The sequence below is a fragment of the Pseudomonas syringae genome, assembly GCF_021606685.1.
Taxonomy (GTDB): Bacteria; Pseudomonadota; Gammaproteobacteria; order Pseudomonadales; family Pseudomonadaceae; genus Aquipseudomonas; species Aquipseudomonas syringae_R.
Genome location: NZ_WKCB01000068.1, coordinates 1 through 21,865 on the forward strand (window position 1 = coordinate 1; position 21,865 = coordinate 21,865).

A 21,865-nucleotide genomic window follows, 5' to 3' on the forward strand; every position below is an offset into this window, starting at 1 on the left:
AGTTCAGTCAGCTCATCTGTAACTGATCCACCGCTATCGGGGGCAAGTCGAATCGTCGCACCGCCCCTCCCACATTTATATCTGTATGTGTCCCTACATCGGCGGTGTGACGCCGTCCTTGCCCGCCGAAATAGCCTGCGCAGTCACCGTCCCATCCGCCGCCTGCGACGCAAACAGCACTACCTTCACCCCCGGTTTGAGCAAACTGCGATCACCCGGCTCCAGGTTGACGATCGGCACATCGTCCGGCACCACGATCTTCTTCTCGCCGCCTTTGTATTTCACGGTCAGGGTTCGCCCGTTGCTGACCACCAGGTCGCCGACCGTGCCGTTGGTCATGCTGCTGCCTTCTTTCAGGTCAAACGCCCGATGCCCATCGCCGGTGCCGGCCATGGCGGGGGGGAATACGTGCACTTCCAGCGCGGTCAAGGTGCCGTCGGCGTTGGGCATGGCCGCGGAGCCGATATAGCTGCCCGGCTTGATCTCATCGATCTTGGCCAGGGTCACGGCACGTACCTGGGTGTTCTGGGTCAAGTGCACGGTGACGTCTTCGCCACTGTTGACCTTGACGTGCAGGGCGTCGCCGTCAATGGCGGTGATTGCACCGCGTACGCCGACGCGCGGCGCATCGGCGGCCTGGGCGTTGGCCAAGCCTATGGCCATGGCTGCGGCAAGGGTGGAGGCCATGAGCATCTTGTTCAACGTGATCTTCATCGCTATGGATTTCCTGTTTCGGCAGTTGTGTCTGAATGTATCATTGGCGCTCGCGCAGAAAGTTAACGATTCACTCATCATTACCGGGCATGAGTGTTATCACTGCCAGCGGCCTACTCTGGCTAAGGTGTTGTCTTTAGGCTCGCCCCACTTTCCTTCGCTTTTATGAGAACACCATGAACGCTACTACCCACGCTACAACCACCATGACCCGGAGCATGGTGATGCTGTTTGCGTTTTGCTGCGGCGCTATCGTCGCCAACATCTACTACGCGCAGCCGATCATCGAGATGATCGCGCCGGACATTGGCCTCACGCCTGCAATGGCCAGCCTGATCGTGTCGCTGACGCAAATCGGTTATGCCCTGGGCCTGTTCTTCCTGGTGCCCCTGGGCGACCTGCTGGAAAACCGCAAGCTGATGATCACCACCACAGTGGTAGCCATCGCCAGCCTACTGGGTGCAGCGTTTACCGAGCAGCCGAATTTGTTCCTTCTTGTGTCGTTGCTGATCGGGTTCAGTTCCGTCTCCGTACAAATTCTCATCCCCTTGGCCGCACACCTGGCCCCTGCCGAATCCCGTGGCCGGGTGGTCGGCAGCATCATGGGCGGCCTGTTGCTGGGTATCCTGCTGGCGCGGCCGGTGTCCAGCATCGTGGCCGACCACTTGGGCTGGCGTGCGATGTTCGTCGCGGCTGCCGCCCTGATGGCGTTCATCAGCGTGGTGCTGATGCTGACCATCCCCAAGCGCCAGCCCGACCACAGCGCCAGCTATGGCCAACTCTTGCGCTCGCTGGGCACCCTGCTGCGTGAACAGCCGCTGCTGCGCCAACGCGCGTTCTATCAAGGCTGCATGTTCGCCAGCTTCAGCCTGTTCTGGACTGCCGCGCCGCTGGAGCTGGTACGCAACCACGGCCTGACCCAGACCCAGATCGCGATCTTCGCCCTGGTCGGTGCCATCGGTGCCATCGCCGCGCCTATCGCCGGGCGCCTGGCCGATGCCGGCCACACCCATCGCGCCTCATTGCTGGCCATGGTGTTGGCGGTGCTGAGCTTTCTGCCGGCCTTCGTGCATCCGCTGTACAGCGTGATCGGCCTGGCGGTGACCGGCGTGGTCCTGGACTTCTGCGTGCAGATGAACATGGTCCTCGGCCAGCGCGCCATCTATGCCCTCGACGCCAACAGCCGCAGCCGCCTGAACGCGCTCTACATGACCAGCATCTTCATCGGCGGAGCCTTGGGCTCGGCAATCGCCAGCAGCGTGTATGAACACGGCGGCTGGTTGGGCGTGATGCTGGTGGGCAGTGCGTTCCCACTGGTGGCGCTGTTGCGGTTCCTGAGTGCATCGCGTGGAGCCTCGGTCGCTACGGCCTGAGGCCCTCAGGTCATCAGCCAGGACAGCGGATCCGTCACGCCGAGGTCAACCCGCATTACACTCAACGCCCAGAACCCTCGGCGAGGCTTGACGCCCTCACCCGATAGCCCAACGCCTCTCGGCCATGGAAACGTGGGCGCATGGCAAGTGCCAAAGCGCGGGCGTTTGTGGACTACGTGGAACGGCAGCTAAAGACCGAGGGCTGATTCAAGAGGCCAGGCCAAGCACGTCCTGCGGTTTGATCAGCCGAGTACTTTTAACCAGAAAGTCTGTTTGGCGATTACCCGTGAGGTCCACTGCCACAAAATATCGACCGCTCTGTGGGTTGAACGTCACGACGGTATCGCCGATGCGGCCGGTGAAGCTGTCGACAAGTCGTAACGGAGTGTTGGCCTCTCGCTGAAGTGCACTCAGGTCGATCTTGTCCCGACCACTGACGAAATCCATGATCAGATCAGCAGCAGGGTAAGTCGAGTCGCTTGCCTTATCGTAGGCATACGTATTCGCCCCTCCAACACCCCATAACGTGTCTGTGCCTGCGCCACCTTTGAGCACATTATTGGTGAAGTTACCGATCAGTAAATCATCGCCGGAACCACCGATGGCATTCTCGATGACGGCATTTTTGGCTATGGCAACATTGTTGACTCCCCCGCCTACACTGGATGCCGCACCAGAACGTAGATCGATGCGCTGAGCCTGCTTGAAGCCTGAGAAATCCAGGGTGTCATTGCCCCCTGGGTCCGTCACCTTGAACCATGGCGCTTTGCTGGATGCATTCAGGCTCATGGACGGATTGCCCGTGTTGGAGTTGAAGCCGTAAACGGTGTCTGAAGCGCCAGGTTTGGGGGCAAGTTTTGGATCGGGTGTCTTATGCGGTTCCGCAGTGATGCGTTTAAGGTCCTTGCCCGTGACCAGGTCGGCAGATCGGATAACCCCTTGGGCGTTGATCAGCACGTCGGGCCTCGCATTACCGGTAAGGTCAAGGCTCAAGCTTGCCCGGCCGGTTTGCTCGTTGTAATCCAGGACAATTTCACCCGGCCTGCCAGTGAACCGCTCAACGATACGCACCGTGGACAGTTGGCTTTTTTTCAAGATGCCGGAGAGGTCAATTTTGTCGGCTCCGCTGGTGAAATCCAGGATCTCATCCGGCATCGCTGAGGTAGAGTCGCTCGCATCGTCGTAGGTAAAAACATCCGCCCCAGTTCCCCCTCTTAGTTTATCTGCACCCGCCCCGCCTTTAAGCCTGTTGTTGGCCGCATTACCCACCAGTTGATCGTCGCCTGCGCCGCCTATTGCGTTTTCAATCAGCACACCTTTGGCAATGGAAACGTTACCCTTCAACCCGCCCACATCGGAAAAGGACTCCGCATTCAGATTGATCACTTGGCGCTGCCGAAACCCGGAAAAATCCAACGTATCATCACCGCCACCGTCCCAGACACTGAAGATGGGCGGGCTGTTGGACGCCTTGAGACTAAAATTCTCACGTCCGGTATTAGAGTTGAAACCATAGGTCGTGTTGGTCGTACGGGTATTGGTATTGGCGCCGTAAAGCTGCTGTACAGCAGTAATATCATCCAGCATCGGCGTGGACGCAGAACGCCAATTGAAATCATGCCCCGGCTGATGAGTTTCTCTCCAATAGCTCATCACACTTCGAGCGTAGGTATCTTCTGCATACTCTGCTTTGTTATCGTAGCCCCCCTCAGCACTGCTATAACTGCCAGGGTGTTCAAGACCAATACCATGGCCAATTTCATGAATCGCGGTAACTGTGAAGTAACTTCCGTCAGGTGGCGAATCGGGCGTATTCTTCGTCCCAATAAACAACCGCATGTCGCCAAAATAATGATTCGGCAAATCCCCAAGCCCACCGCTGGTGTTAGGATCTTTAATAAATCGCAGTGACCCATCAACGTCTGTAGCGTTTTCTTTGAACGTGATATTTGCAACGTCTTGCCAAGCGTTCAGCGATTGTTTTATACGCGCCTGCTGACTGGCCGAGAACCTCGAGTCAATCGTAAAGGACAACTCGATTTTTCCGTCCCCGTTTCGATCATAGTGCCGGAAGCCTCCCCGGGTAATCTTTTTTCCCGCCTCATCCGTTGAAAGGGACGGTTTACCATTGTCGGCCTGGTGACCAGACCCCACGTGTGCAGACGATAAATTCAATTGCGAATAAGCCTGAGCGTTGCGCCCAAGAGAAGTACCCGACATATCACGACTGACCATTCAACCCCCTGAAAAAAACCATTGAACAAACCAGAAAAAACCAGAAAAAACGAATGAGCACTGCCTCTATAACTCACTCAACGGATTGAAGAGTCGCATATGAAAAACCTGACAACAAAGGCAAATTAGATTACTAAACACGTCAAATAAATCGCACAAAGAACAACACACATCAACTACCCAAAAAAGCAAACCCCAGCTGGCAAGCGGTCGCATCATTTTTCTTTTAAAACAATAGAAATCACCCCACTGTTTCGAAAAACAATCTTACACACGCACAACAACTCTCTTACACACATCACCACCAAGTCAGTCAACACTCCGACCACTAAAAAACTACCCGAGCGCGTGACAGCCGAACGCCGCAAACCCGTTGTCATTCAATTAAAAGCAAAGGTCTTACACTTATGAGCACAAAAGAAAGTTGCAGTGCCTGCTAGATAACACGCCCATCCCAGCCCACCGAAACATGCCGCGGCAGCTCCCGCCGATGCGCCAGCAACCATGCGTCCAGCGTATGCCCCACATGGGTCAACACGCCCAGTTGCGCACCGGTGTCCTCTATGCTTTGCAGCGCCAGGGTCAGGTCGTTGTGATTACGCGGGGCGTGGGGCTGCGGTGGCATGGAGCAGTCGAGCACCAGCACGTCGAGCGGGTCGCGTTGCAGCCAGGCCAGGGTGGCCGGGGGCAGGCCGACGGTGTCGGTGAGGTAGGCGATGCGTCGCCCTTGCCCTTCCAGCAGGTAACCCAAGGTTAATCTGGAGTGCTGCAACGGCAACGCCGTGACACGCAGCTCGCCGAATTGCCGTGTCTCGAACTCGGCAAATGGCTGGCTGAAATCGAGGATACCCGGGTGCTTGTACAGGTCGGACAACCCCTCCGGGTCCGCCGGGCCATGCACCGGGATCACCAGGCCCTGGCCCCAGCGCAGGTGCAGCAGCCCCTGGGCATGATCGGCGTGGTAGTGGGTCTGGAAAATCCCGTTAAAGCTGCGCGGCGGGAAGCGTTCGGTGAGGTCGGGCAAGCCGCTGTCGATCAACCAGCGCTGGTCGCCGCATTCAATCAGCGCGCTGCAGGGGCGGCGGCGCAGGCTGTGGTCACTGCGCGCCAGGGCACAGGCCGCGCAGTCGCAGCCATACACCGGGACTTGCCGCGCATCACCGGTGCCCAGCAGGGTCAGGCGCATGCCGAGTGCCCGTGGTCCAGGCAGCACAACAGGCGCTCGACGGTGTGCTCCAGCGGGCCGGAATTGTCCAGCACCAACAAGCCCGAGCCATGGCCTGCGATCAACTCGGCGGTGAACCGCGCATTGCGCGCCAGGCGTGCTTCGATATCCGCCAGGCACTCGCGCCCGCGTGCAATCAGACGCTGGCGCAACACGCTTTGATCCACCGTCAGCAATAGCACCAGCACCTCCGGGTAGCGCTCGCGGGTGTGCCCCAGGTGCGCGCGGGAGCCGTTGACCAGCACGTCATCCCCCGCCGCCAGCCAGGCGTCGATCTCGCGAGGAATGCCATAGGCCAACCCATTGGCCTGCCAACTGAGGGCAAACGCGCCCTCGGCCTGTAGCGCGGCAAACTGTTGCGGGCTCACGCCCTGGGCCGCTTCCCCCACGGCTTCCGCCGACCGCGTGATCACGCGGCGCACAATCCGGCAACCGCGTTCGGCCAAGCGTGGGCGTGCGGCATCCAGCAGGCTGTCCTTGCCCGAACCCGATGGCCCGATGAGATAGATCAACCTGCCTGCCATCAAAACACCCTCTTCGCTTGTCGCCAGACTTGTTGCACCACTGGCAGCCCCTCGCGGCTCCTGGCTTGCACAAGGTCGGCGCGCAGGCCAATGGCAATTTCACCGCGATCACTCAACCCCGCCGCTTGCGCAGGCGCCAGGCTGATCATCTTGACCGCCCGCGCCAGGTCGCCGCCATCCTGTTGGTCGGCCAGCACGAACGCCGCCTGCAAAAGGCTGGCCGGGTAGTAGTCGCTGGAGAGTATATCCAGCAAGCCCTCGGCAGCCAGGCCGGCGGCGGCCACATTACCCGAGTGCGACCCCCCGCGCACCACGTTCGGCGCACCCATCAGCACTTTCATGTCGAGTGCCTGGCAACCCTTCGCCGCTTCCTGGGTGGTGGGGAATTCGGCGATAGTCATGCCATAGCGCGCCGACTCTTCTACATGGGCCAGGGTCGCGTCGTCATGGCTGGCCACCGACAGGCCGCGCGCCAGGCAATGCTCGACGATGGCCGCGCGGTAACGGTCGCTGTACTCCCGGGAGTTGGCCATTTGCAGCACGATAAAGGCGTCCATTGTTTCGTCGTTGAGGTGGTACTTGCCCATGTAGTACTCACGGTACTTGGATTCGAGCACGAACTGGCGCTGGCCCGGCGAATGGTCCATCACCGACACCAGGCGCACCAAGGGGTTTTCCACCAGGTCGCGGAACACGCTGAGGGTATCCGGGTGGCACAGCTCGCAGCGCAGGTGCAGGTGGTGCTCGGCGCGGGTCAGGCCGGCGCCTTGCGCCTCGGCAATGGCGTCGAGCATCACCGGCAGTTTTTGCATGCGATTGCCCTTGGGGTTCACGTCGCCGATGGACACCGCGTCGAACACCGTGGTGATGCCCGCTGCGATGATCTGCGCGTCGTGGCTGAGCACCGCCGAGGTCGACGGCCAATCCACACCCGGGCGCGGGGTCATGTGTTTTTCCAGGTTGTCGGTGTGCAATTCCACCAGGCCCGGCAGCAGGAAATCCCCGCCCAGGTCCTGGGCCTGGGGCAACTGGCTGCGGCCTTCGGCCAGGTCTACGATCTGGCCGTCGCGCAACACGACCGAGCCGAGGAACATGCGCTCAGCCGTGACGATCTGGGCGTTACTGAGGATCTGTTCAGCGGGCATGGGCGTATTCCTCTTGAGCGGCGGGTGCGGGGGTCATGTCGAAATGGCGGTCGGCGACCGCTTCACGGGCGGCGCGGTCGTGGAAAATGCCGATCAGCGCGGCGCCGCCCACCTTGGCTTCGTTCATCAGCTCCAGCACGACCTGGCGATTGCTGTCATCCAGGGACGCGGTGGGCTCGTCCAGCAACATCACCGGCCACTCGACCATAAAGCCACGGGCAATGTTGACGCGCTGTTGCTCGCCACCGGAGAAGGTGCCGGGCGCCAGTTGCCACAGGCGCTGGGGGATATTCAGGCGGCTCAGCAGATGTTCGGCGCGCGACTGCGCGTTGGCCCTGGACCAGCCACGGGCCAGGGCCGGCTCCATCACCACCTCCAGGCAGGCCACCCGCGGGATCACCCGCAGGAACTGGCTGACGTAACCCAGCGTTTGCTGGCGCACCTGCAGAATGTCGCGCGGCTCAGCGCCGACCAGTTCCAGCCACGCGCCGGCATGCTGCACGCGAATGCTGCCGCCCGCCGGTAGATAGTTGCCGTAGAGCGTGCGCAGCAAGGTGCTTTTACCCGCACCGGACTGGCCATGCAGCACCAGGCATTCGCCGCCCTGCACACTGAAGTCCACACCGCGCAGCACGTTGAGCACCACGCCGTTCTGCTGGTGCAGGGTGAAGGTTTTCGAGAGGTCACGGACCTCGATCAGGGCATTCATCATGGCTGCAATACCGAAGACACCAGCAGTTGAGAGTAAGGGTGCTGTGGATCATCGAGGATCTGGTCGGTGAGCCCGGTTTCCACGACCCGCGAGCGGCGCATCACCATCAGGCGGTCAGCCAGCAAGCGCGCCACGGCCAGGTCATGGGTGACGATCACCACGGCCAAATCCAGCTCACGCACCAGGCCGCGCAACAGGTCTAGCAGGCGTGCCTGCACCGACACGTCGAGGCCGCCGGTGGGTTCGTCCATGAATACCAGACGCGGGCTGGACACGAGATTTCGAGCAATTTGCAGACGCTGTTGCATGCCGCCCGAGAAGCTGCGCGGCAGGTCGTCGATGCGCTGCGGGTCGATTTCTACCTGGCCTAGCCAGTCCAACCCGGCTCCGCGCAGCTGCTGGTAGTTGCGCACGCCTTGGGCCATCAGGCGCTCGCCGATATTGGCGCCGGCCGACACGCCCATGCGCAAACCGTCGCGCGGGTTCTGCTCGACGAACCCCCATTCGGTGCGCAGCAAGGTGCGGCGCTCGGCTTCGCTGGCGCTGTAGAGGTCGAGCCATTCGCCCTCCTTGCTGCGGTAGCCGATGCTGCCCGCCTGCGGTGGCATACGCCCGCTCAGCAACGAGAGCAAGGTGGATTTACCCGAGCCGGACTCGCCGACAATCCCCAGCACTTCGCCGGGGTACAGGTCGAAGCTGACGCCCTGGCAGCCCTTCTCCGGGCCGTACAGCAGGGACAGGTCACGCACTTGCAATAACGGCTGGCTCACTGGGTGTTCTCCTTGACGCGTTGCGCGCAGTACCAGGTGTCCGAGCACACAAAACTCTGGGTGCCGGCGTCGTCGAGAATCAGCTCATCGAGGAACGAATCGTGGCTGCCGCAGATTGCGCAGTTGTGTTCCCACTGCTGCACCTCGAACGGGTGATCCTCGAAGTCGAGGCTGGTGACCTGGGTGTACGGCGGCACCGCGTACAGGCGCTTTTCGCGACCGGCGCCGAACAGCATCAGCGCCGGGCTCATGTCGAGTTTGGGGTTGTCGAATTTGGGAATCGGCGACGGGTCCATCACGTAGCGCTCATCGACCATCACCGGGTAGGCGTAGCTGGTGGCGATATGGCCGAAGGTGGCGATGTCTTCGTAGAGCTTCACGTGCATCACCCCGTAATCATTCAGGGCATGCATGGTGCGGGTCTCGGTTTCGGACGGTTCGATAAAGCGCAGCGGCTCGGGAATCGGCACTTGGTAGACCATGATCTGGCCCGCCTGCAGCGGCGTCTCCGGGATGCGGTGGCGGGTCTGGATCACCGTGGCGTCCGGCGTGGCTTCAGTGGTGGCGACGCCGGCGGTGCGGGCGAAGAAGCGCCGGATGGAGACGGCGTTGGTGGTGTCGTCGGCGCCCTGGTCGATGACCTTGAGCACGTCATCATCGCCCAGAATGGCGGCGGTCAATTGCATGCCGCCGGTGCCCCAGCCATACGGCAACGGCATCTCGCGGCCACCGAACGGCACCTGGTAACCGGGGATCGCCACGGCCTTGAGCAAGGCGCGGCGGATCATGCGTTTGGTCTGCTCGTCGAGGTAAGCGAAGTTGTAGGCCGTGTCATTCATGGCGGGAGCCCTCGGCGGGTTGGCGCAGTTTGCGGATCAGTTCCAGCTCGGACTGGAAGTCCACGTAGTGCGGTAATTTGAGGTGCGAGACAAAACCCGCCGCCTCGACGTTGTCGCAGTGGGCCAGCACAAACTCTTCACGCTGGGCCGGTGAGACCACCTCTTCGTTGTATTCCTCGGCGCGCAGCGAGCGGTCGACCAGCGCCATGCCCATGGCCTTGCGCTCGGCATGCCCGAAGGCCAACCCGTAGCCACGGGTGAACTGCGCCAGTTCGGTGGCCGAGCCGACGAACTGGTTGACCATCTCGCACTCGGTCACTTCGATGCTGCCCAGGCAGATGGGGAAGCCCAGCTCTTGCGGGTCGATCCACACCTCCACGTCACCGATACGAATCTCGCCGGCAAACGGGTGGTTGCGACCGTAGCCGCGCTGGGTCGAGTAGCCCAGCGCCAACAGGAAACCCTCATCGCCACGGGCCAGGGCCTGCAGGCGCTCGGCGCGGCTGGCGGGGTATTCCAGCGGGTCGCGGGTGATGTCGGCGACCGTGGCGTGGTCGTCGGTTTCGTGCTTGATCAGGCCTTCTTTGGCGAGCAAGCCGAGCACGCGCGGGCAGGCTTCGAGGCGCGCTTCGGGCGTGGTCTGCGGGCCGGGGTATTCGCCTTCGGCCAACAGCGAAAAATCCAACAGGCGATGGGTGTAGTCGAAGGTCGGGCCGAGCAGTTGGCCGCCGGGCACGTCCTTGAAGGTGGCCGACAAACGCCGGCTCAGGGACATCTGCGCCGTATCGATCGGCAGGCTCGGACTGAAGCGCGGCAATGTGGTGCGGTAGGCGCGCAGCAGGAAGATCGCTTCCACCAGGTCCCCCGCTGCTTGCTTGATCGCCAGCGCGGCGAGTTCCTCGTCGAACAGCGAGCCTTCAGTCATCACCCGCGCCACGGCCAAGGGCAATTGCTCGCGGATCTGCGTCACGCTGAGTTCAGGAATCGCGGTATCGCCCCGGCGTTTTTTTGCCAGCAGGCGGTGGGCATTGTCGATGGCCTGTTCGCCACCTTTGACGGCTACGTACATCAGGCGTGCTCCTCTGCAATGCGGCTGCTGCGCGGCAAGCCGATCAAGTGATGGCCGGCGGCAAACAGCACATCCAGGCCGCGCGGGAAGGCTTCGCGGCGCTGACGTTCCTGCCAGAAGGCCTCAGGCACCGGCAGGTGCACCTGGTGCTGGGTCTTGATGCCCGGGCCACGCCAGAGCAGGCCACGACCAGACTCCAGCTCGGTGAGCTGCACGAGCAAGGTGCAGGACTGGTCGGGGTAGCGGTCATTGCCGTGGTCGAAGCCGCTGAGGTCGAGCAGGTCGTGTTCACCGAGCAGGGCAAATACCGCGTCTGCGCGATTCGACGTCAACGGGCAGCCACAATGGAAGGCCAGGTTGGCGCGGATCAGCGGCGTGTCGAAGCTCGGCGCCAGCCATACGGGCGTGTCCACATCCAGCAGGGCCAGGCACACGGCATAGGTGGCGGGCGCCAGGCCGTCGAGGCGCGGAGCCGATGGCAGATGCTGGCGCAGACCCGGTTCGGCCAAGGCTTTGAGCGCGGCACGGAAACCGCGCTGGGCATCCAGCACCGGCTCGACAAACGCCGGTTGCAACAGTTGAGCATTCATCAATTCTCTCCTCGCACCAGGGTGAAGAACTCGACCTTGGTGGCAGCGGTATCGGCTTCTTTTTGTGCGCGGCGCTCGGCTTGGGCAGTGGCCAGGGCGGTGATCAAATCGCTGAGCCACAGACTTGGCTGCGTGCCTTGCAGGTGGGCGTCGGCCAGGGCGGCCAGCTCGGCGTGGAGCTTGTCGCGGCCGGCCACATAGCTGTAGCCGGTGCGGCCGTCGGCCAGGCGCACCACGCAGCGGGTCACGCTCATTTCGCCGACGTTGAACGGCGCACCGTTGCCGCCCATGCGGCCACGCACCAGGGTCATGCCGATTTCCGGGGCGCGGATCAGCTGGTATTCCGCGTCTTTCAAGGCGGCTTCATGGGGTTGCAGTTCATCGAGTTGGGCGCGGGCTAATACGCCAATCCAATGCTGACGCGGGGACACACTCATCAGGGTTTCCATCAAGTCACCACCTGGTACTGAAAGCGATCCGAACGGCTGGTGGACTGCGCCAGCTCCACCGGGCGGCCATCGCGATCGCGGGAAAGGGTGAATACGGTGAGGGCCGGCAGGTGCCGAGGCATCATTAGCAGCGCGGCTTCATCGCGGTTGGGCAAGCGCGCACCGATCAGGCTGTGGGTGCGGGTCAGTGGCAGGTCACGCTCGCGCAGGTAATGGCGCAACGAACCGCCGGTGTAGTCGGCCAGCAACGGCGCGCGGCTGGCGCAGTAGCGATGGCGGATCAGGCTGACGGGCTGGTGGTCGAGTTTGCGCAGGGTTTGCAGCTCGATCATCGGCGCCATCTCGGCGATGCCCAAGTGCTCGGCCTCTTCGCGGCTGGCGTAGCAGTAGCGGCGCTTGAGCAACACCGCTTCGACGCCCATGCCCTGGGCCGACAAGGACTGGCTGTAGGACGTCTCGGCGCCCATCGGGTAGATCAGCGGGCGGTCGAGCACTTGGGTGCCCTTGCCCTGGCGGCGCAACAGGCTGCCTTCGAACACCAGCTCGTCGATGGCGCGGCGCAAGGTGTGGCGGTTGACGCCAAAACGCTCGGCCATGTGCACCTCGCCGGGCAGGAAATCACCGGCCTGGTAGCTGCTCAGTTCACGGCGCAGGATGTCCGCGAGTTCGCGGTACACCGGCTCTTCTTGTCTAGACAACTGCATGCTTAAAAAAAGCGCCCCGCGGGCACCCCTCCGGCGTCAGATGAACTGCTTGCGCAGGCGTTGGGACAGCACGTCGATCAGGCTCACCACCACGATGATCACCAGCAGCACCGCGCAGGTTTGTACGAATTGGAAGGCGCGGATGTTTTCCCAGAGGATCACGCCGATCCCGCCCGCGCCGACCATGCCCACCACCGTCGCCGAGCGCACGTTGGCTTCGAAGCGGTACAGCGCATAGCTCACCCACAGCGGCATCACTTGCGGGATCACGCCGTAGATCACTTCCTGCAAGGCACTCGCGCCGGTGGCCCGCACGCCTTCTACCGGGCCGGGGTCGATGGCCTCGACCGCTTCGGCAAACAGCTTGGCGAGCACGCCGGTGGTGCTGATCCACAGGGCCAATACGCCAGCGAAAGGGCCGAGGCCGACCGCGACCACGAACAACATCGCGAACACCATTTCGTTGATGGAGCGGAAGGCGTCCATCACCCGGCGCAGCGGTTGGTGCACCCACCAGGGGGTGATGTTGTCGGCGCACAAGATGCCCAGCGGCACCGAGCAGACGATGGCCAACACCGTGCCCCACAGGGCGATTTGTACGGTGACGATCATCTCCTTGAGGTAGCTGCGCCATTCGTGGAAGTCAGGCGGGAAGAAGTCGGCGGCGAAGGTCGCCATGTTTCCGGAATCGCGGTACAGCGCCAGCGGGTTCATTTCCGCGCCGTGCCAGGCCCAGGCCAGCAGGACCAGGAACAGGCCCCAGCCGAGGTACTGCGGCCAGGTGCGCTTGCCGACGGCTTCAGCGTGCAAGGTAGTCATGGGTCACTCTCGATAACGGTTGGAACTGGGCTTGATGTGGGAGCGGGCTTGCTCGCGAATGCGGTGTGTCATCCAACGCATGCGGCGACTGATTCACCGCTTTCGCGAGCAAGCCCGCTCCCACATGAACCCGGTTCCTACAGGGGGTTAGCCGTTGGCTGCGGTTTTCTTGTCCAGCTCGCTGATGCGCTGTTGCAGCTTGGCCAGGTCGGCGTCGATATCCGCCAGCTTCTTGGCCTTGTCGGCAGCTTCCAGCTTGGTATCGGCGCTGATGGTGGTGCGCTGTTTGAACAACTCCAGCTGGCGGATCGGCAACAGTTGGTCGTCGTTGGAGGCGAGGAACTTGCCCAACTGCATGTTCTTGAGCACCGCCTTCTCTTCATCGGTGTCGCCGTAGTGGGCGAAAAAGTCGCGGATCTTGGTCTTCTCGCTGTCGCTCAGGGCCTTGCTCCACACCATCGGGTCGGCAGGAATCAGCGGCGACTTCCAGATCACCTTGAGCTGTGCGGCCTTGTCGGGCTGGGTGACCTCAAGACGGTCCCAGCTTTCGGTGTTGAAGGTGGCGACATCCAACTGCCCTTTGGCCACGCTCAACGCGTTGACTTCATGGCTGGAGTTCAGCGTGCGCTTGAAGGCCGTGGCGGCGTCGACGTGGTTCTTGGCAAACACGTAGTAGCCCGGCACCAGGTAGCCCGAGGTGGAGTTAGGGTCGCCGTTGCCGAAGGTCAGGTTCTTGGCATTCTTGAGCATGTCGTCGACGTTGTTGATCGGGCTGTCCTTGCGCACGATCAGCACGCTCCAGTAACCGGCGGCGCCGTTGGCGGCAGCGGTCTGGGCGAAGATCTCGCCGTTGGAGCGGTCCACCGCTTCCATCGCCGCCTTGTTGCCGAGCCAGGCCACGTCGACCTTGTTGAAGCGCATGCCCTGGATCAGGCCAGCGTAGTCGGAGGCGAAGGTGGCGTTGATGGTGAGGCCGGTCTTCTTGTGCATGTCATCCAGAAACGGCTGCCAGATGCTCTTGAGGTTCTGCGAAGACTCGGTGGACATGATGCCGAAGTTGATGGCTTTGTCGGCGGCCTGGGCGTTGCCCAGCGCGACACTGGCCAGCAACACGGCAGACAGAAACACGTGGCCGATACGGTTCAACATGGCGGGGACTCCTGTGGGTCGTGAGTAGGGTTTCAAGCGCGCGCCAGGGCCAGCCGAGGGGTGACCTCAGTGCGGCGCGCCTGGTCGGAAAACATCAGGCTGGTGTCGACGTCGGCACCGTACAAATCATTCAGGAACTGGCTGCTCATGGCGCTGCCCTGCCCGTCGAAATGAATGCGCCCGCCCTTGAGCGCCACGGCCCGTGGGCAATACCGCATGGCGTAATCGACTTGATGCAGGGTCACCACCACGGTCTTGCCGTCGTGGCGGTTGATGTCGGCGAGAATCTCCATGACCTTGCGCGCCGACTCCGGGTCCAGCGAAGCGATGGGCTCGTCGGCGAGGATCACCTCGGCGCGCTGGGTCAGCGCACGGGCAATCGCCACGCGCTGCTGCTGGCCGCCGGACAGGGTGGAAGCGCGCTGTGCCGCGAGGTCGGCGAGGCCGACACGAGCCAGGGATTCCATGGCGAATTGTTTTTCTTCGGTGTTGAACAACCCCAGGTTGCCACGCCAGCGCGGCATGCGGCCCAGGCACCCGAGCAACACGTTGTCGATGACACTCAAGCGATTGACCAGGTTGAACTGCTGGAAGATGTAACCGATGTCCGCGCGCAACCGCCGCACCTTGCCATTCAGGCGCCCACTGGCCTGCACCTCACGGCCCAGCACGGTGACGCTGCCGCCGTTGCTCTTGTCGCAACACGCCAGGCCCGCCAAATGGCGCAACAACGTGGACTTGCCGGAACCCGACGCGCCAATCAGCGCGACCATCTCACCGGCGGCAATGGTGAGTTCGAGGTCGACCAACGCGGATTTCTTCGCAAAGGTCTTGTTCAAGTGATCGACATGGATAGCGTGAGTCATGGGCTTCTCTGTCTTGTTTGAACAGCCGGGGGATGGCTGCGTTTGAGTTCAAACGACAGTAGGCGCGGGAGGTGTCAGACCTATGACTTGCACATGACCACAGGGCGGCGGTTTGATGAAGGTTTTGTGAAAGGTTGAAAGCCTCACACTAACCTTGTGGCGAGCGGGCTTGCCCGCGTTGGGCTGCGCAGCAGCCCTAATGAAAGCACCGAGTTCATCCAGGCAGAACGCATCGCCAAGTCATGGGGCCGCTTCGCAGCCCAACGCGGGCAAGCCCGCTCGCCACAGAGTCAGGGCGGTGCTTGGTGTGGGTCCAGGTTTGGCCGGGCTTGCCCCTCCCACAGTTGATTGCATTTCAAATGCGCAAAAGTAGGTGCCCTGGCGGTAGAAGGTGTTGGGCTGGTCGTCCAGCACGTACACCTGCAGAAAGGTTAAAAGCCTCACACCAACCCTGTGGCGAGCGGGCTTGCCCGCGTTGGGCTGCGCAGCAGCCCTGATAAGACCACCGCGTTGTTTCAGGTAAAACGCATCGCCAGGTTTTGGGGCCGCTTCGCAGCCCAACGCGGGCAAGCCCGCTCGCCACACGGTCAGGGCGGTGCTTGGTGTTGGTTTAGGTTTGGCCGGGTTTGACTCTCCCACAGTTGATTGCATTTCAAATGCGCAAAAAAAAGCGACCTGTAAAAGGTCGCCTTTTGTCATTGCGCGTACTGCTTGCTCAACCCCGGCGGCACGCCCTGCACGTCGGTGTCTTCCCAGGGCCCGTTGGGGCTGATGGAGCGGCTCCAGCCGTTGCTCCAGCGGTAGTAGGTGCGCTGGCGGTAGAAGGTGTCGGGCTGGTCGTCCAGCACGTACACCTGCATTTTGCCGTCCCAGTGGCTGGCCGCGCCCGGCGGTGGGGCGAAGGTTGGCGATTTGGTCGGCAGCGGCTTGGGCGGTGGGGTCACCGGGCCGGAAGGCTTGGTGCTCGGCTGGGTTGATGGGCCCGACGGCGGGATGGTCGGGCCGGTGGGCGCCGGAGGTGGGCGGTGGACCGCACAGGCGCTCAGGCCCAATACCAGGCTGAGCAGGGTGATGCGTGCAAATGCGGTCATAGGCGTTTCCTCGAGTTACTTGTCCGGACTGTCGATGGTCAGCAGTTGCGTGGCAGTGGTGCTGCTGGCCAACGGTTGGCTGCGGCCGATCCACTCGCCAGCGGTTGGAAGACCTGCCCGGGATATGCGCGCAACCAGTTGGACTTCAGGGAAGTTGGACAGTTTCAACTGCGGCATCATTGCGTCAGCATCGCCGAGTTCGACGGTAATCGGCAGCTCGGCCACGGTCACACGCTTGGCCGCCAACGGCGCCGGCGGGCCTTTCACGGCGCGGGCGAAGATGAACACGCTGTCGGTGGGCTGGGCCTTGGCCTTGACCTCGGCGGACAGGTCTACGCGCACGCTCATCACGGCCTTTTGAGGGGCAACGCTGCCGCCACTCTCCTTGAGTTTCTCGGCGGCGCGGTCGATGCCACCTTGCAGCGCTGCACGCGAATTGTCTTGCGGCGGCAGTTGCGCGAGCAGACGGTTCCAGTAGTCGATTGCTTCCTGATAACGCTGGCCTTCAAAGGCCGCGATTCCCAACAAGCCCAGGCTGGTGACTTCCTTGGGGTCGAGCTTCAACGCCTCGTCCGTCAGCGCCTGCACCTTGGGCGACCACTGTTTGTTGTCGGCAAAGTACTGCGCCTGGGCCCACTGGCCGAGCAGTTCCGGCTGGCGCCCGGCCAGGGCCACGGTACGTTCGAACACCTTGGCGGCATCGGCGGAACGGTCCTGGGCCATGTAGGCACGGCCGAGGAAGTACAGGCCTTCCGCCGAATCCGGCTGGGCGGCGGCGGCGCGTTCCAGGCGGTGGGTCATGTCTTCCATGGACACCGGCGGCCGGGAAAATTCGCGGGTCAGTTCAACCTTGTCGCTGGCGCCGTAATGCAAGTACAGGACAACGCCCAGCACCGGCACCAGAAACGCCGCCAACAAGAGCAGCGGTTTGCCCAAGCGCGTTTCGCGGGGTTTTTCCACGCCTTCGGTGTCAGCGAGCAGTTCACGCGCCGCTTCGGCGCGACCGGTGTCGAGTTGCGCGGCGTTCAGCACACCTTCGTCCTGCTGCACTTGCAGCTCGGCCACGCGCTCTTGATAGAGCGCCACGTTCAGCGCGGTGCGGTCCTCTTCACGCTGGGCGCGGCGGTCGCGCAATACAGGCAGCAACAGGAAACTCAGGGCAATCAGAAGCAGCAAGCCGGCTGCGAGCCAGAAATCAATCATCAGTCTTGGTGTCCAGCAATTGGTCGAGGCGTTTGCGCTCTTCAGGGGACAGCGCGTCGGAACCATCGGTAGGCGCGGCGCGACGGCGGCGCACGATCACCGCCATCACCACCACACCGGCCAGCAACAGCCCGGCGGGGCCGAACCAGAGCAGCGCGGTCTTGCCGTTGAGGGCCGGTTTGTAGCGCACGAAATCACCGTAGCGGTCGACCATGAAGTCGATGATCTGCTGGTTGTCCTTGCCCTCCCCCAGCATGCGGAAGATCTCTTTGCGCAAGTCGGCGGCGATCGGCGCGTTGGAGTCGGCGATGTCCTGGTTCTGGCACTTGGGGCAGCGCAGTTCCTTGGTCAGTTCGCGGAAACGCTCGCGGTCTGCGTCGTTGGCAAATTCGTAGGTGTCGATGGCGGCGTGGGCCACGCCGACCAGACCCAGGGCGAGAACAGCTGCGGCTAACAGACGCTTCATGGTTTGGCCTCATCAACCAGCGCCTGATACTTGGCGGCCAGTTGCTCGCGCCACACTACTTCGTCGATCACGCCGACGTACTTGTCGCGGATCACGCCTTTGGCATCGATGAAGAACGTTTCCGGGGCACCGTAGACGCCGAGGTTCAGGCCGAGGTTGCCGTCTTCATCGCGGATATCCAGTTGGTACGGGTTGTGGAACTCGGCCAGCCACTTCAAGGCTGCCGCGTTGTCGTCCTTGTAGTTGATGCCATAGATCACCACGCCCTTCTCGGCCAGCTTGTTGAGCACCGGGTGTTCGACGCGGCAGGAGATGCACCAGGTGCCCCACACGTTGACCAGTGCCGGTTTGCCCAACAAATCAGCCTGGGTCAGGGTCTTGTCGCCCTGCACCGTCGGCAGGGAAAACGCCGGGAACTGTTTGCCGATCATCGCCGAAGGCAGCTCGGCCGGGTCCAGGTACAACCCGCGATACAGGAACACCGCCATCACCAGGAACGCCGCCAGCGGCAACACCATCAACCAACGCTTCATACCGCCGCTCCTTGCAGGCCGAGGGCTTCACGCACCCGGCTTTTCACTTTGACTCGATACCTGCGGTCCAGCGCCGCCAGCAAACCGCCAAAGCCTGTGAGCAAGCCGCCGAACCAGATCCAGCGCACGAACGGTTTGACGTGTACGCGCACGGCCCAGGCGCCCTCGCCCAAGGGTTCACCCAACGCGACATAGAGGTCGCGGGTGAAACCGGCGTCGATGCCGGCTTCGGTCATCATCGAACTCTGCACCGTGTACAAGCGTTTTTCCGGGTGCAGCACGGCGATTTCCTTACCATTGCGGACGACGCGCACCGTGCCTTTGTCTGAGGTGAAATTCGGCCCTTCGAAGTGCTTGGCGCCTTCAAAGATGAAGTGGTAACCGGCCAGGTCCATGGACTCGCCCGGGGCCAGGCGCAGGTCGCGCTCGGCGCTGTTCTGGCTGGAGAGCACCACGCCAAGGGCACACACGGCGATGCCGATGTGGGCGATCTGCATGCCCCAGTAGCTGCGGGTGAGGGTCGGCAAGCCTTTGAGCAGGCCTTTGTGACGGGTTTTGTCGAAGATGTCGCGCACACCGGCCAGCAACACCCAGGCGGCGAGCAGGAAGGTCGCGAGTACCGCCCAGTTGAAATCGCCGTAGGCAAACCCGGCGATCACCGCCAAGGCCACGCTGCCCAGCAGCACCGGCATCAGCATGCCGGCCAGCCATTTGACCGGGGTGTCTTTCCAACGCACCAGCACGCCGACCGCCATCACCACCATCAACAGGCCCATCAACGGAATAAACAACGCGTTGAAGTACGGCGGGCCGACGGACAGCTTGGCGCCGCTCAAGGCGTCCAGCACCAGCGGGTACAGGGTGCCGAGCAGGATCATCGAGGCCGCCACCACCAGCACCAGGTTATTGCCCAGCAGCAGGGTTTCCCGCGACCACAGGTTAAAACCGACCTGGCTCTTGACCACCGGCGCGCGCAACGCGAACAACGTCAGCGAGCCGCCGACCACAAACAGCAGGAAGATCAGGATGAACACGCCGCGCGCAGGATCGGAAGCGAACGCGTGCACCGAGGTCAACACCCCCGAACGCACGAGGAAGGTGCCGAGCAGGCTGAGGGAAAATGCGGCGATGGCCAGCAACACCGTCCAGCTTTTGAACACGCCGCGCTTTTCGGTGACGGCCAGCGAGTGAATCAGCGCCGTGCCGACCAGCCAGGGCATGAACGAGGCGTTTTCCACGGGGTCCCAGAACCACCAGCCGCCCCAGCCGAGTTCGTAGTAGGCCCACCACGAGCCCAAGGTGATGCCAATGCCGAGGAAGGCCCAGGCGACGATGGTCCACGGCCGCGACCAGCGCGCCCAGGCCGCATCGAGGCGCCCGCCGAGCAAGGCGGCGATAGCAAAGGCGAAGGCCACCGAGAAACCCACGTAACCCATGTATAGCATCGGCGGGTGCACGATCAGGCCGATGTCTTGCAGCAACGGGTTGAGGTCATGCCCGTCCGCCGGGATCTGCGGCAGGATGCGGCTGAACGGGTTGGAGGTCATGATCAAAAACAGCAGGAAGCCGATGCTGATCATGCCCATCACTGCCAGCACGCGGGCCAGCATGACCTGCGGCAGTTGGCGCGAGAACACCGACACGGCGAACGTCCAGCCGCCGAGGATCAACGCCCACAGCAGCAGCGAACCTTCGTGGGCGCCCCACACGGCGCTGAACTTGTAGTACCAGGGCAACGCGCTGTTGGAGTTATTGGCCACATACGCGACGGAAAAATCGTCGGTCATGAAGGCGTAGGTCAGGCAACCAAACGCGAACAGCAGGAACGCAAACTGCCCCCAGGCCGCGGGCTGCGCCAGGCTCATCCACAGGCGGTCACCGCGCCAGGCGCCGAGCAAGGGCACCACGGCCTGCACGATGGCAAAGCACAGGGCGAGGATCATCGCCAACTGGCCCAATTCGGGAATAAACAATGCGGACGTCATGGCTTAGCCCTCCTTGGCAGGCGTTGGCGCGGATTGGCCGCTGTCTTTCAGGGCCTTGGTGACTTCCGGCGGCATGTATTTCTCATCGTGCTTGGCCAGCACTTCATCGGCTACCACCACGCCGTCGGCGTTGAGCTTGCCCAGGGCGACGATGCCCTGGCCTTCGCGGAACAGGTCCGGGAGGATGCCACGGTAGGTGATGGTCACGGCCTTGTTGAAGTCGGTGACCACAAAGGTCACGTCGAGGGAATCGCCGGATCGCTTCAGCGAGCCCTTTTCCACCATGCCGCCGGCGCGGATACGCGTGTCCACCGGTGCTTCGCCATTGGCGATCTGGGTCGGGGTGTAGAACAGGTTGATGTTCTGCTGCAGGGCGCTCAAGGCCAGGGCCACGGCAATGCCGACGCCGGCCAGGATGGCAAGGATGATCAACAGACGCTTTCTACGCAGCGGATTCACTTTTCGGTCTCCCGGCGCAAACGACGCGCCTCTTGTTGCAGGTAACGCTTGCGAGCCAGGATCGGCGCGGCGACGTTGAGGGCCAGCACCGCCAGGCAAATGCCATAGGCCGTCCAGACATACAGGCCGTGATGGCCCATGGCGAGAAAATCACTGAACGAGTTGAAGTTCATGCACGGGCTCCCAGGCTGTTTTGCACTTCGGCCTTGACCCAACTGGTGCGGGCTTCACGCTTGAGCACTTCGAGGCGCATGCGCATCAGCAAGACGGCGCCGAAGAAGCAGTAGAACCCCAGCACCATCAGCAACAGCGGCGCCCACATTTCCACCGGCATCGCCGGTTTTTCGGTGAGGGTGAAAGTGGCGCCCTGGTGCAGGGTGTTCCACCACTCCACCGAGTATTTGATGATCGGGATGTTGATCACGCCAACAATCGCCAGCACCGCACAGGCCTTGGCGGCGCTGTCACGATTGCTGATCGCGTTGCCCAGGGCAATCAGACCGAAATACAGGAACAGCAGGATCAACATCGACGTCAGCCGCGCATCCCACACCCACCACGAGCCCCAGGTGGGTTTGCCCCAGATCGCACCGGTGACCAGCGCCACGGCGGTCATCCACGCACCGATGGGCGCGGCGCATTGCAGGGCGACGTCCGCGAGTTTCATCTTCCACACCAGCCCGACGATGCCGCACACCGCCAGCATCACGTAGCAGGACTGGGCGAGCATGGCGGCGGGCACGTGGATATAGATGATGCGAAAGCTGTTGCCTTGCTGGTAATCCGGCGGCGCGAAGGCCAGGCCCCAGACCAGGCCGATGCCGATCAGCAACACGGCGGCGACGCTCAACCACGGCAGCAGCTTGCCGCTGATGCCATAGAACCATTTGGGCGAGCCGAGCTTGTGAAACCAGGTCCAGTTCATTGCTGTTTCTCACGGTTGCT

At 62.4% G+C, this 21,865-nt stretch carries 25 protein-coding genes; 1 reads left to right on the plus strand and 24 read right to left on the minus strand.

The window, feature by feature from the left end; all coding sequences use genetic code 11:
* Positions 1–93 precede the first annotated feature (93 nt).
* Positions 94–714, minus strand: a complete 621-nt coding sequence (locus tag GIW02_RS21275) for a DUF5666 domain-containing protein (protein ID WP_236420065.1) — start codon at positions 712–714, stop codon at positions 94–96.
* Between the two features lie 176 nt (positions 715–890).
* On the opposite strand from GIW02_RS21275, the gene GIW02_RS21280 reads away from it, so the two are divergent.
* On the plus strand, positions 891–2,087 hold the full coding sequence (locus GIW02_RS21280; protein WP_236422054.1) for an MFS transporter: 1,197 nt from the start codon (positions 891–893) through the stop codon (positions 2,085–2,087).
* A gap of 207 nt (positions 2,088–2,294) precedes the next feature.
* Here the strand turns inward: GIW02_RS21280 and GIW02_RS21285 are convergent, their stop codons facing one another.
* From GIW02_RS21285 to GIW02_RS21395, 23 genes are all read right to left on the minus strand, one after another.
* The gene (locus GIW02_RS21285; protein ID WP_236422056.1) at positions 2,295–4,322 is read right to left on the minus strand and encodes a M10 family metallopeptidase C-terminal domain-containing protein; all 2,028 of its coding nucleotides are present in this window, start codon (positions 4,320–4,322) and stop codon (positions 2,295–2,297) included.
* 436 nt (positions 4,323–4,758) lie between these two features.
* Positions 4,759–5,508 (minus strand): phosphonate metabolism protein PhnP, encoded by a 750-nt coding sequence (phnP, locus tag GIW02_RS21290; RefSeq protein WP_236418133.1) that lies wholly within the window; start codon positions 5,506–5,508, stop codon positions 4,759–4,761.
* Positions 5,499–6,071: a phosphonate metabolism protein/1,5-bisphosphokinase (PRPP-forming) PhnN gene (gene phnN / locus GIW02_RS21295; RefSeq protein WP_236418132.1), complete on the minus strand. Its 573-nt coding sequence runs from the start codon at positions 6,069–6,071 to the stop codon at positions 5,499–5,501. The genes phnP and phnN overlap by 10 nt, the downstream gene beginning before the upstream one ends.
* The gene (locus GIW02_RS21300; protein WP_236418131.1) at positions 6,071–7,216 is read right to left on the minus strand and encodes an alpha-D-ribose 1-methylphosphonate 5-triphosphate diphosphatase; all 1,146 of its coding nucleotides are present in this window, start codon (positions 7,214–7,216) and stop codon (positions 6,071–6,073) included. The genes phnN and GIW02_RS21300 overlap by 1 nt, the downstream gene beginning before the upstream one ends.
* A complete protein-coding gene (phnL, locus tag GIW02_RS21305; RefSeq protein ID WP_236418137.1) occupies positions 7,206–7,925 on the minus strand; it encodes a phosphonate C-P lyase system protein PhnL in 720 nt (239 codons plus the stop codon). The genes GIW02_RS21300 and phnL overlap by 11 nt, the downstream gene beginning before the upstream one ends.
* Positions 7,925–8,698, minus strand: coding sequence for a phosphonate C-P lyase system protein PhnK (gene phnK, locus GIW02_RS21310; RefSeq protein WP_456362089.1), 774 nt, complete (start codon positions 8,696–8,698; stop codon positions 7,925–7,927). The genes phnL and phnK overlap by 1 nt, the downstream gene beginning before the upstream one ends.
* On the minus strand, positions 8,695–9,537 hold the full coding sequence (locus tag GIW02_RS21315) for an alpha-D-ribose 1-methylphosphonate 5-phosphate C-P-lyase PhnJ (RefSeq protein ID WP_236418130.1): 843 nt from the start codon (positions 9,535–9,537) through the stop codon (positions 8,695–8,697). Before GIW02_RS21315 ends, phnK begins: the two co-directional genes overlap by 4 nt.
* Positions 9,530–10,606, minus strand: a complete 1,077-nt coding sequence (locus tag GIW02_RS21320; protein WP_236418129.1) for a carbon-phosphorus lyase complex subunit PhnI — start codon at positions 10,604–10,606, stop codon at positions 9,530–9,532. Before GIW02_RS21320 ends, GIW02_RS21315 begins: the two co-directional genes overlap by 8 nt.
* Positions 10,606–11,196 carry a phosphonate C-P lyase system protein PhnH gene (phnH, locus tag GIW02_RS21325; protein WP_236418128.1) on the minus strand — a complete coding sequence of 197 codons (591 nt, stop codon included), beginning with the start codon at positions 11,194–11,196 and terminating at the stop codon, positions 10,606–10,608. The genes GIW02_RS21320 and phnH overlap by 1 nt, the downstream gene beginning before the upstream one ends.
* On the minus strand, positions 11,196–11,633 hold the full coding sequence (phnG, locus tag GIW02_RS21330; RefSeq protein WP_236418127.1) for a phosphonate C-P lyase system protein PhnG: 438 nt from the start codon (positions 11,631–11,633) through the stop codon (positions 11,196–11,198). Before phnG ends, phnH begins: the two co-directional genes overlap by 1 nt.
* Positions 11,634–11,644: 11 nt before the next feature.
* Positions 11,645–12,349, minus strand: a complete 705-nt coding sequence (gene phnF, locus GIW02_RS21335) for a phosphonate metabolism transcriptional regulator PhnF (protein WP_236418126.1) — start codon at positions 12,347–12,349, stop codon at positions 11,645–11,647.
* A 36-nt stretch (positions 12,350–12,385) separates the two neighbouring features.
* Entirely contained in the window at positions 12,386–13,168 is a 783-nt protein-coding gene (phnE, locus tag GIW02_RS21340) for a phosphonate ABC transporter, permease protein PhnE (protein ID WP_058427920.1), read from the minus strand.
* Between the two features lie 147 nt (positions 13,169–13,315).
* Entirely contained in the window at positions 13,316–14,317 is a 1,002-nt protein-coding gene (gene phnD / locus GIW02_RS21345) for a phosphonate ABC transporter substrate-binding protein (RefSeq protein WP_236418125.1), read from the minus strand.
* Positions 14,318–14,349: 32 nt separating this feature from the next.
* The gene (gene phnC, locus GIW02_RS21350; RefSeq protein ID WP_236418124.1) at positions 14,350–15,183 is read right to left on the minus strand and encodes a phosphonate ABC transporter ATP-binding protein; all 834 of its coding nucleotides are present in this window, start codon (positions 15,181–15,183) and stop codon (positions 14,350–14,352) included.
* Between the two features lie 240 nt (positions 15,184–15,423).
* The gene (locus tag GIW02_RS21355) at positions 15,424–15,882 is read right to left on the minus strand and encodes a hypothetical protein (RefSeq protein WP_236422057.1); all 459 of its coding nucleotides are present in this window, start codon (positions 15,880–15,882) and stop codon (positions 15,424–15,426) included.
* Entirely contained in the window at positions 15,879–16,274 is a 396-nt protein-coding gene (locus tag GIW02_RS21360) for a hypothetical protein (protein WP_074844687.1), read from the minus strand. The genes GIW02_RS21355 and GIW02_RS21360 overlap by 4 nt, the downstream gene beginning before the upstream one ends.
* A gap of 15 nt (positions 16,275–16,289) precedes the next feature.
* Complete coding sequence (ccmI, locus tag GIW02_RS21365) at positions 16,290–17,477, minus strand: c-type cytochrome biogenesis protein CcmI (RefSeq protein ID WP_236412556.1); 1,188 nt, start codon at positions 17,475–17,477, stop codon at positions 16,290–16,292.
* A complete protein-coding gene (locus GIW02_RS21370; protein WP_236412554.1) occupies positions 17,470–17,943 on the minus strand; it encodes a cytochrome c-type biogenesis protein in 474 nt (157 codons plus the stop codon). Before GIW02_RS21370 ends, ccmI begins: the two co-directional genes overlap by 8 nt.
* A complete protein-coding gene (locus GIW02_RS21375) occupies positions 17,940–18,476 on the minus strand; it encodes a DsbE family thiol:disulfide interchange protein (protein ID WP_236412552.1) in 537 nt (178 codons plus the stop codon). Before GIW02_RS21375 ends, GIW02_RS21370 begins: the two co-directional genes overlap by 4 nt.
* Positions 18,473–20,461, minus strand: a complete 1,989-nt coding sequence (locus GIW02_RS21380; RefSeq protein WP_236422058.1) for a heme lyase CcmF/NrfE family subunit — start codon at positions 20,459–20,461, stop codon at positions 18,473–18,475. Before GIW02_RS21380 ends, GIW02_RS21375 begins: the two co-directional genes overlap by 4 nt.
* A gap of 3 nt (positions 20,462–20,464) precedes the next feature.
* On the minus strand, positions 20,465–20,920 hold the full coding sequence (ccmE, locus tag GIW02_RS21385; protein ID WP_078047589.1) for a cytochrome c maturation protein CcmE: 456 nt from the start codon (positions 20,918–20,920) through the stop codon (positions 20,465–20,467).
* Positions 20,917–21,093, minus strand: coding sequence for a heme exporter protein CcmD (gene ccmD / locus GIW02_RS21390; protein ID WP_236412547.1), 177 nt, complete (start codon positions 21,091–21,093; stop codon positions 20,917–20,919). Before ccmD ends, ccmE begins: the two co-directional genes overlap by 4 nt.
* The gene (locus GIW02_RS21395; protein ID WP_236412545.1) at positions 21,090–21,845 is read right to left on the minus strand and encodes a heme ABC transporter permease; all 756 of its coding nucleotides are present in this window, start codon (positions 21,843–21,845) and stop codon (positions 21,090–21,092) included. The genes ccmD and GIW02_RS21395 overlap by 4 nt, the downstream gene beginning before the upstream one ends.
* Between the last annotated feature and the right edge of the window lie 20 nt (positions 21,846–21,865).